Source organism: Pedobacter sp. HMWF019 (assembly GCF_003061025.1).
Taxonomy (GTDB): domain Bacteria; phylum Bacteroidota; class Bacteroidia; order Sphingobacteriales; family Sphingobacteriaceae; genus Pedobacter.
Genome location: NZ_QAIL01000275.1, coordinates 1 through 16,991, shown reverse-complemented (window position 1 = coordinate 16,991; position 16,991 = coordinate 1). Strand labels below are relative to the sequence as shown.

At 39.8% G+C, this 16,991-nt stretch carries 14 protein-coding genes; 10 read left to right on the top strand and 4 right to left on the bottom strand.

Annotated elements, in window-relative coordinates; translation table 11 throughout:
* Window positions 1-28 precede the first annotated feature (28 nt).
* The 5 genes from DBR11_RS15970 (at window position 29) to DBR11_RS15955 (ending at window position 7,564) form a co-directional block, all read left to right on the top strand.
* Entirely contained in the window at window positions 29-3,148 is a 3,120-nt protein-coding gene (locus tag DBR11_RS15970; protein WP_108553653.1) for a glycoside hydrolase family 2 TIM barrel-domain containing protein, read from the top strand.
* An 18-nt stretch (window positions 3,149-3,166) separates the two neighbouring features.
* Window positions 3,167-3,988 (top strand): family 16 glycosylhydrolase, encoded by an 822-nt coding sequence (locus DBR11_RS15965; RefSeq protein ID WP_233260781.1) that lies wholly within the window; start codon window positions 3,167-3,169, stop codon window positions 3,986-3,988.
* Between the two features lie 17 nt (window positions 3,989-4,005).
* Entirely contained in the window at window positions 4,006-6,480 is a 2,475-nt protein-coding gene (galB, locus tag DBR11_RS15960; RefSeq protein WP_108553652.1) for a beta-galactosidase GalB, read from the top strand.
* Window positions 6,481-6,614: 134 nt separating this feature from the next.
* Window positions 6,615-6,923: a hypothetical protein gene (locus DBR11_RS29400; RefSeq protein WP_146186554.1), complete on the top strand. Its 309-nt coding sequence runs from the start codon at window positions 6,615-6,617 to the stop codon at window positions 6,921-6,923.
* A gap of 17 nt (window positions 6,924-6,940) precedes the next feature.
* Window positions 6,941-7,564 (top strand): hypothetical protein, encoded by a 624-nt coding sequence (locus DBR11_RS15955; RefSeq protein ID WP_146186553.1) that lies wholly within the window; start codon window positions 6,941-6,943, stop codon window positions 7,562-7,564.
* A 119-nt stretch (window positions 7,565-7,683) separates the two neighbouring features.
* Here the strand turns inward: DBR11_RS15955 and DBR11_RS15950 are convergent, their stop codons facing one another.
* Window positions 7,684-9,564 (bottom strand): HAMP domain-containing sensor histidine kinase, encoded by a 1,881-nt coding sequence (locus DBR11_RS15950; RefSeq protein ID WP_108553650.1) that lies wholly within the window; start codon window positions 9,562-9,564, stop codon window positions 7,684-7,686.
* 113 nt (window positions 9,565-9,677) lie between these two features.
* Between DBR11_RS15950 and DBR11_RS15945 the strand changes: the two genes are divergently transcribed.
* Entirely contained in the window at window positions 9,678-10,364 is a 687-nt protein-coding gene (locus DBR11_RS15945) for a DUF4397 domain-containing protein (protein WP_108553666.1), read from the top strand.
* Between the two features lie 37 nt (window positions 10,365-10,401).
* Here the strand turns inward: DBR11_RS15945 and DBR11_RS15940 are convergent, their stop codons facing one another.
* Together DBR11_RS15940 and DBR11_RS15935 are read right to left on the bottom strand one after the other, a co-directional pair.
* A complete protein-coding gene (locus DBR11_RS15940; protein ID WP_108553649.1) occupies window positions 10,402-11,655 on the bottom strand; it encodes an RNA polymerase sigma factor in 1,254 nt (417 codons plus the stop codon).
* Window positions 11,655-11,996, bottom strand: coding sequence for a YciI family protein (locus DBR11_RS15935; protein WP_108553648.1), 342 nt, complete (start codon window positions 11,994-11,996; stop codon window positions 11,655-11,657). The genes DBR11_RS15940 and DBR11_RS15935 overlap by 1 nt, the downstream gene beginning before the upstream one ends.
* A 116-nt stretch (window positions 11,997-12,112) precedes the next feature.
* Between DBR11_RS15935 and DBR11_RS15930 the strand changes: the two genes are divergently transcribed.
* From DBR11_RS15930 to DBR11_RS15915, 4 genes are all read left to right on the top strand, one after another.
* Window positions 12,113-12,535 (top strand): DUF1801 domain-containing protein, encoded by a 423-nt coding sequence (locus DBR11_RS15930; RefSeq protein WP_108553647.1) that lies wholly within the window; start codon window positions 12,113-12,115, stop codon window positions 12,533-12,535.
* A 220-nt stretch (window positions 12,536-12,755) separates the two neighbouring features.
* Window positions 12,756-13,340, top strand: coding sequence for a Crp/Fnr family transcriptional regulator (locus DBR11_RS15925; protein ID WP_108553646.1), 585 nt, complete (start codon window positions 12,756-12,758; stop codon window positions 13,338-13,340).
* Between the two features lie 98 nt (window positions 13,341-13,438).
* Entirely contained in the window at window positions 13,439-14,410 is a 972-nt protein-coding gene (locus DBR11_RS15920) for a zinc-binding alcohol dehydrogenase family protein (protein WP_108553645.1), read from the top strand.
* Window positions 14,411-14,522: 112 nt separating this feature from the next.
* Window positions 14,523-14,870: a gamma-glutamylcyclotransferase family protein gene (locus tag DBR11_RS15915; protein WP_108553644.1), complete on the top strand. Its 348-nt coding sequence runs from the start codon at window positions 14,523-14,525 to the stop codon at window positions 14,868-14,870.
* A 101-nt stretch (window positions 14,871-14,971) separates the two neighbouring features.
* On the opposite strand, the gene DBR11_RS15910 is transcribed toward DBR11_RS15915, so the two are convergent.
* A complete protein-coding gene (locus DBR11_RS15910) occupies window positions 14,972-16,885 on the bottom strand; it encodes a glycoside hydrolase family 97 protein (protein ID WP_108553643.1) in 1,914 nt (637 codons plus the stop codon).
* Between the last annotated feature and the right edge of the window lie 106 nt (window positions 16,886-16,991).

The following is a 16,991-nucleotide window of genomic DNA, read 5'->3' as shown; positions in this document are numbered from 1 at the left end:
AAAAATAAACCTACACACAAATAAAATTATGAAAAAAGTTTTTATATCTATGCTCTGCTTTGTACAGTTCTTGGTTACAAAAGCGCAAAATAACGATTGGGAAAATCCAGTACTGGTAGATCGGGGCAAAGAAAATGCCCATGTCAATTTTATGCTGTTCGACGCAAAGACTGATGCCCTGCAAGATCGTCCGGATCAATCGACTTATTACAAATCCCTTAATGGCAGCTGGAAATTCAAGTACGCAGATCAGTATGCCAACCGGACCAAAGATTTTTACAAAACTGATTTTGATGATTCGCAATGGGCCAATCTAACAGTGCCCTCCAATTGGGAGCTTAAAGGTTTTGGAATTCCTATTTATAGTAATATTACCTATCCGCATCCTAAAACACCGCCCTTTATAGGCGAAAATAATCCTGTGGGCACTTATCGGAAAAACTTTACAATTCCATCAAACTGGACCGAGCACGAAGTTTTGTTGCATTTCGGTTCTATTTCCGGCTGTGCTTTTCTATATGTTAACGGAAATAAAGTAGGGATGACAAAAGCATCCAAAACACCTGCAGAATTCAATATTACTAAATACCTTAAAAAAGGAGAGAATCAATTGGCTGTGCAGGTATTTCGCTGGCATGATGGTAGTTATTTGGAAGATCAGGATTTTTGGCGTTTGAGTGGGATTGAACGAGATGTTTATTTGTATGCATTGCCTAAACTGACCATTTGGGATTTCTTCCTCAAAGGAGATCTGGATCAGTATTATAGGAATGGACTTTTCTCAGCGGATATAGATCTTAGAAAATTTAAAGGTAATCTAAGCCATGAGGGTAGTTTAACGATTCAGCTCCTGGATGAATCAGGACATAGTCTGTTTCAACAGCAGCAAAATTTTATACTGAACTCAGATACCATTAAGACACTAAGCTTTAACGGTGTTGTTAAAAACCCGAAGAAATGGAGTGCTGAACATCCAAATCTATATAGCTGTATCATTTCTCTTAAAGACAGGCAAGGAAGGGGTTTGGGTACAACTGCGGCCAAATTTGGTTTTAGAAAAATAGAGATCAAAGATGCGCAGTTGCTGGTTAATGGAGTTGCCGCACACGTACATGGCGTAAACCGCCATGAGCATGACGATGTAAACGGACATACGACCACCAAAGACCTGATGTTAAGAGATATCCGGTTGATGAAAGAATTGAACATTAATGCTGTACGGCTTTCTCACTATCCAAATGATCCTCTTTGGTATAAACTATGCGATCAGTATGGGTTGTATCTGGTAGATGAAGCAAATATAGAGTCTCACGGTATGGGGGCCGAGTTTCAAAGCTGGTTTGATAAAAGTAAGCATCCTGCTTATTTACCGGAATGGGCTGCTGCACATACAGACCGTACAGTGCGTATGGTAGAAAGAGATAAAAACCATCCTTCAATCATCATTTGGTCTTTGGGTAATGAATGTGGAAACGGGCCTGTTTTCCATGATAATTATACCTGGATAAAAAAACGCGATAATACAAGACCGGTCCAGTTTGAACAAGCTGGCGAAGACTGGAATACAGATATTGTTTGTCCAATGTACCCAAGCATTGGAAATATGAAAAAATACGCTGTCGACTCCACTAAAAAACGACCATATATCATGTGTGAATATGCCCACGCCATGGGAAACAGCAATGGTAATTTTCAGGAATATTTCGATATCATACGCAGTAGCCCGCATATGCAGGGTGGATTTATATGGGACTGGGTAGATCAGGGGATTAAAACCAAAGATGCCAATGGTAAAGATTTTTGGGCTTACGGTGGGGACTTGGGTGGTTTCTACTGGCAAAATGATGAAAATGGTGTGGCCGATGGAATCATTAGTGCCGACCGGACGCCTGATCCAGGAGCATGGGAGGTGAAAAAAGTATATCAGAACATCCTTTTCAGTTCAAAAGAAATCTCAAAGGGCCGTTTAACTATTGAAAATACATTTGATTTCAGTAATCTTGACCAGTATCGTTTTAAATGGGAGCTCCTTCGGAATGGAGAGAAAATTAAGACCGGCGATTTTAACGTTCAGCTGGCACCGCATCAAAGCAAATTGGTGGTTTTAAATTTACCTCAGATTAAGCCAACAGTGGGTACGGAGTATTTGCTAAATGTCTATGCTTATACAAGCCGGGAAAGTGAAATGCTGCCTTCTGATTTTGAAGTAGCAAAAGAACAATTTAAATATGCCGGAGACTATTTTGAAAGGCCAGTTCAAACTGCCGGAAAACTTGAAGTTAATCAATCTAATGACAGGATTAGTTTTAGTTCAGGAGATGTAAAAGGGGAATTTGACTTAAAATCCGGTAAGTTTAATCGCTATAGCAAAGACGAATCTTTCAACCTTAGGAATTTTCCTGAGCCATACTTCTGGCGCGCGCCTACAGATAATGATTTTGGTAACCATATGCCAGAACGATTGGGAGTATGGCGTTCAGCACATGAAAATAAAGTTCTGAAAAGTGTGGATGTATCGGAACAAACTCAGGAGGGCTTAATGATCCGTGTAAACTATGAGCTCAGTAATATTGCCGTTCCTTATACGATTCAATATCTGATCTGTAATGATGGATCTATTGCTGTTACTGCCACTATAGACTTTAATGGAAGAGATTTGCCAGAGATGCCCCGATTCGGTATGCGTACAGAACTTCCGTTAAAATTTAATCAATTACGCTACTATGGCCGTGGACCATTTGAAAACTATACAGATAGAAATAGTGCCTCATTTATCGGATCCTATGTAGATCAGGTAGAAAACCAATTTTATCGCGGTTACATCAGACCACAGGAAAGTGGAAACAAGACCGATGTGAGATGGCTGAGCCTAACAGACGAAAAAGGTACCGGATTACAGATTGAAGGGTTACAACCTCTGGCCTTTACCGCTATTAACCACGCAACAGAAGACCTTGACCCGGGTTTGACAAAGAAGCAGCAACATCCAACAGATTTACCCCTAAGAAACAGGGTCTTTTTGAACATAGACTTGAAGCAGCGCGGTGTAGGTGGTGACGACAGTTGGGGCGCTTATCCTCATAGCCAGTACCGGCTACTGGATAAAAAATACAGTTACAGTTATAGAATTAGTTTATTGGGTAGTTAACCTAAAAGCCATTTCCATATGAGAAAGAAAATCTTAAACCTGTTCAATGGATTCTTGATGTCCTGTTTCCTTTTGACCAGCACTTATGCACAGAATAAAGAGAATAAGCCGGCCGACGTAAATGGACAAGATGGCTACAAATTGGTTTGGGCAGATGAATTCAATACACCTGGTCGTCCGGATAGCGCAAATTGGGGCTATGAGCATGGTTATGTACGAAATAAAGAGCTGCAGGACTATCAGGAGGGTAACGCTTTCTGCGAAAATGGGTGCTTAATTATTGAAGCGAGAAGGGAGAAAACAAATTACACTTCTTCCAGTATTCATACTTTGGGAAAGCACAGCTGGCAATATGGCCGTTTCGTAATGCGGGCAAAAATTGACATCAGCGAAGGTCTCTGGCCTGCCTGGTGGACACTTGGTACATCTGGAAAGTGGCCCTCTAATGGAGAAATTGACATTATGGAATATTATCGGGGAAAAATTCTGGCCAATATTGCTGTCGGTACACAGGAGCAATATAAAGCACTCTGGTATAGTAAAACAAAATCTGTGGAACAGTTAGGAGGCAAGAACTGGGCCTCAAAATTACACATCTGGCGTATGGATTGGGATGACAGCGAAATTGCATTGTATGTAGATGATCAGTTAATCAATCGGGTATCGCTTACCGAATTATACAATAGGAACGATACCGGGATTTTGCCATTTAAGCAGCCACACTATATGATCCTGAATTTGGCCATTGGTGGCATCAATGGAGGCTCGCCTGAACAGACTGTTTTTCCCAAACGTTTTGAAGTGGACTATGTAAGGGTTTACCAAAAATCAAATCAATAAAACAATATATTTAGAATATGATCAGATTTATATTTCCCGGAAATGGCAATAAAATTTCTTTAACCATTAGTTTCCTTCTATTCTTTATCCAGGCTAGTCTTGCACAACCCCGAACCGAATATCTTTTAGAAAAGGGCTGGAAATTTAATAGGGGTGAACATACTGAAGCCCAGTCACCAGATTTTAATGATACTCAATGGGAGCGAGTACGCATCCCGCACGATTGGGCAATAAGTGGCCCCTTTAACGGGCAAAATGACCAGCAAGAGGTACAAATTGTGCAGAATGGAGAAAAGGAGGCCAGTGTGAAAACCGGCCGTACCGGTGGACTTCCTTTTGTTGGCATAGGTTGGTATAGAAATGTTTTTACTGCATCGGCCTTTAAAAAAGGCAAAAAAGCCATTTTAGTTATAGATGGTGCCATGAGTAATCCTAAGGTTTTCTTAAATGGCAAAGCAGCAGGACACTGGGCTTACGGGTACAACTCCTTTTATTTAGACATTACTCCATTCATGCAGGAAGGACAAAATACACTGGCTATACGTTTAGAAAATAAACCGGAATCTTCCCGTTGGTACCCCGGAGCAGGTTTGTACAGGAATATCCATGTGCTTATCACTGAAGATTTTAATATACCTGTCTGGGGTACTTATATAACTACTCCCGATGTGAATAATGATTTTGCGAAAGTTAAAATCAGGACCAAATTAGAAATCCCTATCGGAAATGCAGAAATCTTAAAATTGGAAACCCAGATAAAGAATACATCTGGAGAAATCGTCGCCAGCGCGGTAAATGAATTTAATGCTACGGATGGGCTGGAAATAGAACAGGAGTTATTGGTTAAAAAACCGGCTTTATGGTCGCCAGAAGCACCTAATCTATACCATGCTGTTTCCAGGTTATATGCAGGTAAGATACTGAAAGATGAATATGACACCCGTTTTGGCATTCGGACAATAAAATATGAGTCTGAAAAAGGTTTCTCTTTAAATGGAAAATATAGAAAATTCAAAGGCGTATGCAACCACCATGATCTTGGCCCTCTTGGGGCTGCCATAAATGTTGCGGCATTAAAAAGACAGCTAACCTTATTAAAAGATATGGGCTGCGATGCCATACGTACTTCTCATAACATGCCTGCTCCAGAATTGGTTCAGCTATGTGATGAAATGGGTTTTATGATGATGGTAGAATCCTTTGACGAATGGAAGGCTCCAAAGGTTCGTAACGGATATAGCCATTTGTTTGATGCATGGGCAGAAAAAGATATTGTGAATATGATCCATGCCAATAGGAACAGCCCTTGTGTGGTGATGTGGAGTATTGGAAATGAAGTGCCGGATCAGTCTACCAAAAATGGAAATAAGATCGCGAAGTTCTTGCAAGACATTTGTCATCGGGAAGACCCCACCCGTCCGGTTACTGTAGGTATGGACCGGATCAAAGATGCCCTCGATAATAATTTCGCTGCGATTCTTGATGTTCCTGGATTCAACTATAAACCAGCCTGGTATGAGCGTGCAAATGAACGTTTACCACAAGGGTTTATCTTAGGAACTGAAACGGCATCTACAGTGAGTTCAAGAGGAGTATATAAATTTCCGGCCGAACCTTATAAAATGAAAATGTATCCTGATCTTCAGAGTTCATCCTATGATTTGGAATATTGCAACTGGTCTCAAATCCCAGATGATGAATTTGTAAAGCAGGATGATTTGCCTTATGTGATCGGCGAATTTGTGTGGACTGGTTTTGATTACCTTGGAGAACCCACCCCTTATGATGAAAAATGGCCTTCTCACAGTTCTTATTTCGGTATTGTCGATCTCGCTGGTATTCCAAAAGATCGTTACTATTTGTATAGAAGCAAATGGAATACAGAAAAACCAACATTGCATATTGTACCCCATTGGAGTTTTCCTGGTCGGGAAGGTCAGGTTACGCCAGTATTCTGCTATACAAGTTATCCTTCTGCAGAGCTGTTTGTAAATGGAAAAAGCCAGGGCGTTCAGCGAAAAGATAATTCTTCAAATACCAGCCGTTATAGGTTGATGTGGACAGAGGTAAAGTATGTGCCCGGAACAATAAAGATTGTAGCTTACGATGCAAATGGTAAGGTAGCTGCAGAAGAAACTGTAGAAACAGCAGGTAAACCGCATCATCTTAAACTGGAAACAGACCGCTCCGTTTTGGAAGCGAATGGTAAAGACCTTGCTTATATCGTGGTTAGTGTGGTGGATGCAAAAGGAAATTTATGCCCGGATTCGGATCTGGAACTGAGTTTTGAAGTTAGTGGTTCGGGCATGTATAAAGCGGTAGCCAACGGAGATCCCACAAGTCTGGAATCATTCCAGAAAACACATATGAAAGCTTTTAAAGGTAAACTTGTGGTCACCGTTCAGTCTGCGGAGCGTGCCGGACCTATTGTTTTAAAAGTAAAAGGAAAAGGTTTGAAAAGTGGTGATGTTCAATTGGGTTGTAAATCTTAATCTCCCTGGTAAATTGCAGGGTTCAATGCAAATTTGTCCCCTGTTTTTTATTAAAATACCCCTTTATAATCATGGGATTTAATGCTCCATTTGCTTTAAACAATTCATAAAATATTTAATCAAATTAAGCACTCATGAAAAAGACTTTTCAAATTAGCCTTTCCTTGTTACTTACATTCTTTTTATTAAGTTGTAAAAAGAATAACTCCGTACTGCATCAAGATGACTCATTAGTTTCATCTGGACCATCGAGTATTACGTCTTTATTGCCTGTCGCTGCTTTTACAGTTACACCTATGTACATCATAGGATCGACATTGGCCAGCTGCGATGTCGAGGTCAATTCGGATGGGGAGAGACAATTACTCAACGTGGTATTTGCTGGGGATTGGCTGCAAATCCAACAATTAATGATTCCAAGACCCAGAATGGTGCTGGCATAGGCAAGTTCCGGGGCAGAATGAATGGGCTTACAGAACGAACGATTTACCATTTGCGCGCATATGCTATTCATGCAAGTGGTGTAAGTTACAGTAACGACATTACTTTTAAAACAATTGGAAAAGGGCATATCACCTACACTTTTAATAAGGCCACCAATCCAACTGCCGAACAACTGGCAGCTTATGGACGTATGCAAATTGCCGTAGACAGCGCGATTTGGTATATAGAAAACTATACCTCGGCGAGTAAACATGTCTGGCTCAATTATGACCCAGCAGTTCCAACTGCCGATGCCAATAATGAAGGCTGGATGCGCTTTGGTGCAAACTCTGGTTTTCAGAATTTAAGAACAATGCTGCATGAAATGGATCATACGCTCGGTACAGGGACCACAAGCTGGTGGTCTGGTAAAATTGTTGCTGGTAAATTTCAGGGAATCTATACAAATGAGCTTTTGGGAAAAATACAGAATACAGCATCTGTGCAGTTAAATGGCGATTCACAGCATTGGTGGCCTTATGGATTAAATCAAAATTCTGAAGTAAGTTCCAGCTGGGATTATGTTTACAATTGTATTTTAATAGAAGCCATGAGAAAAGATGGCTTACCTACATCAACAAGCGGACCCTATACACCTTAAGCAAATTAAAATGGGATGAAGATAGAGGAAAATATTTGTATAAATCTGCCCCAGCTTTATACAAATATTTTCCTTAGCAAATTGGATGGAGATGGAGGCGAGTTGATGATGTGTTTGTACTACGCAGATATGGGTAATGCATATCTAAATACCGTTCCCTGGGTTTCTAGATGCTCCGCCCAAATCCTTCCATTTATTTTTTGGATCATTTCATTGCAGATACTCAAAGCAAGACCAGCGCCATTATTTATTGACTTCCTATCGGGATCAAAAGTGAATATTCGTTCCAGATCATCCGCATCAATACCAGGTCCCTGGTCTTGAATACTAATGATGGTTTCTTTTGTTGTGCTTTCTAAAGTAATGGTAATTATGCCTTTCTGGGGAGAATATTTGATGGCATTGTTCAATAGGTTGCGGTTAATGAAATGAAGGATCTCGGGATCAGAGCCGATGATAGAGTCTGGCGCAATCAGGTTGTTGATCCGGAGTTCTTTCAGATCTGCAGCAGGGGCTACCAGAGCTACGGTTTGCTCCATAACAAGTTGTGTCTGGAGTGGCTGTGGACTAAAGATATAGCCAGGTAATTGTGCCTTTATCCATTCCAGGGTATGATCAAATGCAGTTAATACATTACTTAGGTCCTGTTCAATACGGGTGTAAAATTTCTCAAGTTGTGCCTTCGGGATTTCTTGCCCCTCTTTAAGCATAGCAATAATAGACAGGATAGAGCCAATTGGAGATCTATAGTCATGTGCAAGCATGGAAATCAGTTTTCCTTTAAATTTATCTGCAGAGAGCAGGGCCAGGTTTTGTGCGTGTACAGTCTGGTTAAGCTCAGCCAGGCGTTTTCCTTTTTTTCTTGTTTTTTTATACAGCACAATGATAAGTACCAGAGATAAGGTGATTAAAGTGATGACTAAAAGCAAGGCATTAATCTTTTGCTGAAATAAGGCCTCCTGGTTTTTACGGTTTTTGATCTGTTGGCTACTGATCATAAAAGCAGAAAAATCGCCCAGTATAGTATTGTTTCTTAGGGCCGTTTGCTCCAGACTTATTGTCAGTTCATTCTGGGTAGATATGATTTTTTCAATGGATCTTTTTTCCTGGTATAGCGTAAGTAGGGATCTCAGTGCATCTGTTTCCAACCTTTTGTAACCGTTCATTTTTGAAGTTTTCAGGACCTGAGTATAAGTCTGGATGGCCAGATCTAATTTACGGGCGTCAGTTTGATACTGTCCCATAAGTTTCAAGCCTTCAAGATAATGGTACTCCCACTGGTTTTTCCTGGCTCTATCCAGATAATTCTGAATATATGGCAAAGCCTCATTGGGTTTACCTGAGTATAGAAACTCCTGGGCTCTGATCGCCCTCAGATGCAGTAGTAAATACTGGTTGTTATATTTTATACCAATCTTCTCTGCCCGGTTTAAGAAATAATTTATAGAATCGGTAGTCAGTTCAGTATTGATCGCAACATAATCCGCAAAGAAATTGCCAAGAAGAGCATCTGTTGATGCCTTTTGGCTGATCATAAAGGCCTGGTGGATATATCTACTTTTCTGTACAGTATCATGTAGAGCTGAGCAAGCCGCAGCACTGTTGAGTAGCATTTGGGCCTGAGCCTCTATGTTCCCTGTTTTTTGATAATGTATAAATGCTCTGCTGTAAAAAAAGAGCGCTTGTTTATGTACATTTTTGAGCGTAAAAGCAATGGCTATATTATTCAGCGCATCGGCTTTTCCCTTCTCATATTCCAATCTGTTGGATATAGTTTTTGCTTTTAAACTGTAAAACAAGCAACTGTCAGGACTTTTAATTTGTGCCAGGAAGCTGATTTGATTTAGAATGTCGACATATTTTAAACTGTCTTTTTCTGTTGATAGCTGACTTTTTAACTGTTGATATTCTTTGGTCTGGCTATAGCATTCATCAGGAAATAAGAAAAATATAAAAAACAGGAAGTATAGGTAAGGGTAGGCGCGCTTCGGGGACTTCATGGTCAAATTTACAATATTCGGCAATTAATATGCCTGCTTTACGACGTTTTCATACACAGGCTGAGTTTGAGGCCAGTACCTTCGGCAAAACAATGTTAAAACAAAATACCATTATGAAAACAATAAAAACTTATACCAAATTATTTACAGGCCTGGCCGTTGTGGCAACAGCCTTAGGTTTCTCTTCATGTAAAAAAAACACCATCGATCCTTCGGGGCAATTTAATATTAAAGTTGTCAATGCCGCATCAACGTCCGGAGCGCAGAGTTTTTCACTTGCAGGTTCGGTATTGGTAAATGGAGGATTAAATTTTTCAGATGCATCTGACTATATTAATGCACCATCAGGAAAAAATATGGTTATGGAATTTAAAGATGCAGGAACAAATTCGATATGGGCTACCGGCTCTCTATACACAACGAACGGAGTGAGTTTTACAGTCTATCTCGCAGGTAAGGGGTCATCTGCAAGGGTTAAAGCTTATGAAGATGATCTTGCTGCTCCAAATAATGGTAAAGTGAAGATTAAATTTATCCATTTAAGTGATGGAGCCCCTTCTGTGATCAAAATAAAGAATTCAGCTGGAGATGATCTGGTGACAACCCTGTCAAGAGACATTTCGAGCGGTTATAAATATGTAGATCCGGGTACACTTTCACTTCAGTTCTCTGGTACAGCATCCAGAAATACGATTGGGAACTTTGAGATCACAAATCTCCAGGTAGGTAAAATTTATACCCTTTACTTTACGGATTCAGCCAGCGGGAGTTTGCTGTTGAATAAAGTACTGCATAATTAATCAAACCTTAAAAGAGCAAATGGGGTGTGATTTTGCTTTACCCTATTTGCTTTTGTTTGATCCGTTCAATTTCCTTTGTTAAGGTTTGCCTTTCTGTTTTGGATTTTGTTAGTTCGATTGCTTTTTGGTAATGGTTAATAGCCGCTTCAAAATCAATATCTGAGTATAAGTGACCCAGTAATTCATGATAATAACTGTTTTCGGTGAGTTTTAGTTGCTCAGCTTCATGAATTGCTTTTTCATTTCCATATACGCGTGCAAAAGCGAAAGTTCTGTTCAGTGCGGTTACAGGCGAATACTCCATCAGGATAAGTTGATTGTACAATTGCAAAATATGTGGCCATTTATTTTCAGTTGTCAATGTTGTGTGCCAATAGGCAATACCGGCCTCTAAATGATACTTGGAGATTTCCTGACCATCACAAGCATTTACCAAATAATAATTGCCCTTTTCAATCAATGTTTGGTCCCACAATCTTTTATCCTGCTGTTCAAATAGAATGGCTTCCCCGTTGTCATTTATCCGTGCTTCCAGGCGGGAACTCTGAAAACACATTAAGGCTAGCAGTGCATTTGTTTGAGGTGTATTGGTCAATTGATTTTCTACAAGAATCAATGTTAACCGGACAGCTTCTGAACACAATTCCTTTCTAATCAATTGGTTGTTGGTTTTTGAAAAATAACCTTCGTTAAATAGCAGGTATAAGGTTTTTAAAACGATGTCAAGCCGTTGCTGGATATCCATTGCACCTAAGTCACCGATTTGAAAATTTTCATTTCGAAGATTATTCCTTGCTCTTTGCAGGCGCTTTTTTATGGTTTCCGTTTTTGTTAAAAAGGCATTAGCTATCTCTTCTACGCTAAAACCACAGAGAATCTGGAGAGCAAGACAGATTTGTGCCTCTGTTGAATTTGTTGGGTTACATACAGCAAATATCATTTCGAGTTGGCTGTCTGCTATGATTTTAATGTCAAATTCAAAAGCTTGACCATCTTGTATGGTCTCTGTTGGGAGTTCTTTTTTGACCTGGGTCTCAAAAATGGCCAAGTGCTTGAAATAATCTTTGGCTTTATTTTTTGCTACTGTATAAAGCCAGGCAGTGGGGTTTATAGGTACGCCATTTACTGCCCAGTTTTCAGATGCTCTCAAAAATGTATCACTGGCAATGTCTTCGGCAATTTCAATATGTTGCAAGCCAAAATAACGGCACAATACAGCCGTTATTTTGGCATACTCCTGTCTAAACAAGTGCGGTAGAATTACTTCAGGCGAAATTGCGTTTTGCTGCATTAGTCACGCTTTAAAATCTCTCTCACTTCAATATTACCCCCAATCTTAAAAATAGGGTTACTTTTTGCCAATTCAACGGCCTCTTCAATATTCTCTACTCTAATTATAATGTAACCACTTATAAATTCTTTGATTTCAGTATAAGGGCCATCTGTTACTACATTGTCTGGCCTTACGGTTTTTGCACTTCCCGGAATTGGTAAAAGCGTGTTTCCCTTATCTGCCAATTTGTTTTGAGCAGCAATACTGCCAAGCCAGTTCATCCTTTCCTGCATTTGTTCAGGTGATGGTTTGAAGTCTGAGGTGTCATTTAATCTGAAAATTAATGCGAATTCTTTCATTTTTTTTATATTTATTGTCCGCCCTGATAACGATCTTAATTTTGATATGGGGACAAAATTCTTTAATTTTTTAAGAACATTTAATTTTGAATTGATTGTTCAAACCAAATATACACATGGCAAAGAACAAAACCAGTGAGACAACAGAGAGCATTCGGGATTTCCTCGAAAAGATTAATGACCCGGTAAAACGAAAAGATAGCTATATGATTGCTGCACTTATGGAGAAACAGAGTGGATTTGAACCAAAAATGTGGGGAACGGCGATTATTGGCTTTGGTAGCTATCATTATAGATACGAAAGTGGACATGCGGGAGATGCACCTTTAATTGCCTTTTCACCCAGGAGTAATGCCATATCCTTATACATGGCTTCAGATTTTGAGACTAAAGAAAAGCTGCTACAACAATTGGGGAAACATAAAACAGGTAAAAGCTGTATCTATATTAAAAAACTTGAGGATATCAATATAGGTGTCTTAATACAGCTCATGGATCATTCACTGGCACATACGAAACAACTTTACACGAAGTCTTGATCTCTCCAATGAACTCACATAAAAAAAGGACCGAATCTTACGATTGGGCCCTTTTCATTAAATTAACGCTCTCAACGTAAATTTACATAAAGTTTATGAAATACAAAGAATTATTTTTTATTTTTTTATCGAATGATGGTTTCTCTTATGGAGGGGCAATTCGGTCTTAACAATGGAGCTAAATTATCCTTAACTTAGCTTGCAGGTCAACTGCTCAAATATGCTTTTTCATTTTAGAACAAAATTTCCACAGTTAAATGCCTATTGGGAACGCTATCTGGAATTCCAGAAACGATTGGACATTCCGGCAAAAACAACACTGCTCGAAGAAGGGAAAAAATCGCTGAACTATATATTTATAGAACGGGGTTGTGTAAGAAGCTTTTTCAATAATAATGGTGAGGATAAAACAGTGCAGTTCTTTTTTGAAAACGAAGGGTTGGCTTCTTTTGATAGTTTTGTTAATGATGTACCGAGTCAGTTTACCATTGAAACAATTGAGCCATCCATAGTTTATTTACTGCCTAAGAAATATGTTACGCAACTGATGGAAGAATTAAGTGCTGAGCCCGATTTTCTCAAAATGATCCTGCAAATTGCTGCGCAGCGTCAAACCCATTATATCAATGAATTTGTTTCTTTTATCCGGGATACCCCTGAACAACGCTATGAGAAATTGCTAAAAGACAGGCCGCATATTGTACAGAGGGTGCCACAACACTACATTGCTGCTTATCTTGGTGTCAGCACAGTTCATTTAAGCCGGATAAAAAGTAAACTGGCTAAGGGCAAAGACCATTTTTAAACTTGATAACATATGTTATCGATCTGAAAATTACCCCTGCTTACTTTTGTGATGTCTTTTCGTTATAGATCAGATATTGAATTCTAAATAATTAAGATATGAAAGCAGCAGTAATGTATCAGAGAGGCGAGTTGCCTCAATATGTAGATTTTCCGGAACCAACAGTACATAATGAAGATGAGGTTTTAGTTAGAGTCAAAGCTGTCGCCATTAAACACTTTGATAAGGGTACCGCCTCTGGCAAACACTATTCCAGCGAGGTGCTAAAAGAAAATGGCCGGGTGATTGGTGGTGACGGTGTTTGCCTACTCGAAGATGGAACCAGAGTATATGGAATGGGGGTGAGTGGTATGCTGGCAGAAAAGGCCACTATACATAAAGACAGAATAGTTAAACTGCCAGAAGCATTGAGTGATGCGGATGCAGCTGCATTGCCAAATGCAGTCATCGGCGCAGCGATGGGTTTAAAGTTTAAAGCAAAAATTCAGCCAGGGGATGTGGTGCTCATTAATGGTGCTACAGGTTTTACCGGGCGTGTAGCGGTACAGATTGCAAAATATTATGGTGCTAAGAAAGTCATTGCAACTGGAAGGAATGAGCAATCTTTACAGGACTTGCTGTCACTAGGGGCAGATGAAGTCATTTCCATTAAACTAGATGAGGAAGCTTTTATTACACGTTTAAAGGAAATCCATGCGGCTTACTCCATTGATGTGGTTATCGACTATTTGTGGGGACATACGGCCGAGATGATATTAACAAGTTTAATGGGGAATGGGTCGTTTACACATAAAACAAGGTTCGTCTCCGTTGGTAGCATGGCGGGAGATTTGATCCAGCTATCTGCAGCGACTCTTAGAAGTGTAGATTTGCAACTGACGGGCTCAGGGTTAGGAAGCTGGCCCAAAGAACAGGTAAGAAAACTTTTTTCTGAGGTTTTACCGGAAATGTTTCAATTGTCCTCGGAAGGAAAGTTGAAAGTACAAACGGTTGCCCATAGGCTAGATGATATATCAACGCTATGGGATCTGGATGTTTCAGACGGAAAACGTCTGGTTGTTGTTATTTAGTTTTTCGTGGCAAATTGCAGAGGGAGGGAGCAGACCATTGCAACTACCACTATGGTGAAATTGAATCTCTAACAATTTAAACAGATGTTTACTTTTGTCTCAAAAAAGAACAATGGAAAATTTATTCTCTTATGGAACATTACAACTAGAACCTGTTCAGCTAGATACCTTTGGCAGAAAACTGGAAGGAGAAGCCGACGATCTTGTTGGTTTTAAACTTTCTATGGTGAAGATAGAGGATGAGGCTGTTATTGCCGCAAGCGGGCTGAGCGAACATCCTATCATTACCAGAACAAATAACGAATGCGACAGTATTGAGGGGACAGTTTTTGCTATCACTGTGGAAGAACTTATTCAGGCTGATGGTTATGAGGTAGACGATTATAAAAGAATCGCTGTTACTTTAAAATCGGGTAAAAATGCCTGGGTCTATGTAAGTGCAGATATGACTGGTGGATAAGAAGTTTAGTATAGAGCAATCAGGGGGTTTGTTCAATAGGCGTTAAACAAAAAAAAGAGTAAGCCCTCGAGCTTACCCTTTTTTTTAATTAAATAACAAAACTATTCCTGTGTCAACACAAAGCCACCATTTGCCTTCAATTCCACTTCGTATTTTTGTACGGTATTCACATCGGTAATATCAAAGCTAAGTGGCTCTTTACCATCATTAAATAGCTTAGCTTTAGCCATTTTCAATGCAGACAAATCGAGCAAAACTTTCTTTGGTTTATCCTCTCCATTTATACCAGCCACATACCATTTAGAACCACTTCTTCTAGCGATAATTACGAGTTTCCCAGGCAATCCATCTATAAATTTCACCTCATCCCAGTGTGTGGGCAATGAACTCAAAAATGTTTTTACATCTGCAGGAACCTTGGCCATTCCTTCTGGCGATTCTGCATAATGCTGGATACCGGAAAGAAATAATACGCTGGTTGCCAATTCGAAAGCACTTGTGGTTTTGCGGATCACATTTGTAGGGATTTTGTACAGATTCATAGGTGTAAAATCCATAGGATCAAACAGATTTCTCGTAAAAGGGAGCATCGCTGCATGCGTCGCTTCCAGATCTGCTGCCTCCTGCATAAAAGTGATCATTTCAAAACCTTTTACTGCTTCGGTGGTCATTAAGTGAGGATAAGTTCTTGCCCAACCCCTTGGTAAAGTTGCACCATGGAAATTAACCAATAACTGGTAATCTGCAGCATCCTTTAGTATCTCGGTGTAATAAGCAATCATAGAGCGGCCATCGCCATTAAAGAAATCGATCTTGACTCCTTTGATACCTATTTTTTGCAAGCGGCTAAATTCTTCCACACGGCTTTCATGGGTCAGTAATTTATTTTTGGGATGGTAAGGTACCGTATTCCAGCTTCCGGCAGAATTGTACCACAATAATAAACCCACATTCTTTTTTGCAGCATAAGCTGCAAGTTCAGTTATTTTTTCATAACCTATTTTAGTGTCCCAATCTACATCTATTAAAATGTAAGCCCATTTCATATCTGCAGCATAATCAATATATTTTTTTTGCTCCTCATAGGTAATAAATTCGTCTTTGCTCATAATCCAGCTCCAGGAAGCCTGGCCGGGTTTGATGAAAGACGCATCTTTTAAGGGGATCGCAGGCTGGGCGAGATCAGTTCCCAGGGTAGACTCCATGATGGTCTTTAAAGAACCAATAGCAATAACCCTCCAGGGAGAAGTCCATGAACCCTTAGATTCCGGAAAGGATCCTTTGCCAGTGAAAACTTCTCTGGTATCTGGAAAAGTAATCTGATATACCGGGCTGCCGGGCTCATTTTTTATAAAAGTGCCGCAATACTTGCCATCCATTCCAGCCTCTGTAATGGCCATCCAGATATCATTTGATTTAAAAAGAGCGGGATAAACCCAACCGGTTTTCGATGACGTGCCAATGGCAATATCTTGTTGATAGTTTTCTTCGTAGGATGGGTTGGTATGTTCCCAACCTGTTTGGGCTTCTGCTTTGTGCTGCAGCCAGGCTTTAGCTGTTTCCGGGAAATGATAATTGGTGTATTCCTTATTGACAGTGCTAAGCAGGTCTTGTTTACCCGTAAACTCATAACGAAAGGCAACGCCATCGTTGGACACCTGGAAAGTGACGCTGATCTTCTGTCCTTGCACATTACTCCATATATATGTACGCTTGTTGGCTTTATAGGTAATTTCGCTTTTCTTTGCATTTAGTATAGTGTAATGAGCCTCTGTGGCTTGAACAGGGGAGACGCTACTTGTCTTTAGCTGATCGTGAAAAGAAATGCCATTGATGTCTAGGCCAAGAGCAGATTTTTGAAGTACCAGAAACTTGTTAAAATAGATACTGTAAACCGGTTGGCCGGAAGATATCGCTACATCAACTCTAATTTTCTGGTCAGGACTTGACAAGCTTTGAGCCTGTGAAAACGCTGTGCATAAAAGTAAAATCAGGAAGAGGAAATTGTGTTTCATTTTGATGGTGATATTTGGTTATTAAGGAAAGTTTTTAAGTTATTAACCGTTAAATTAACATTTATTTACGAACTTTCCATTTTATCCTCTATACCAACAGGAGATC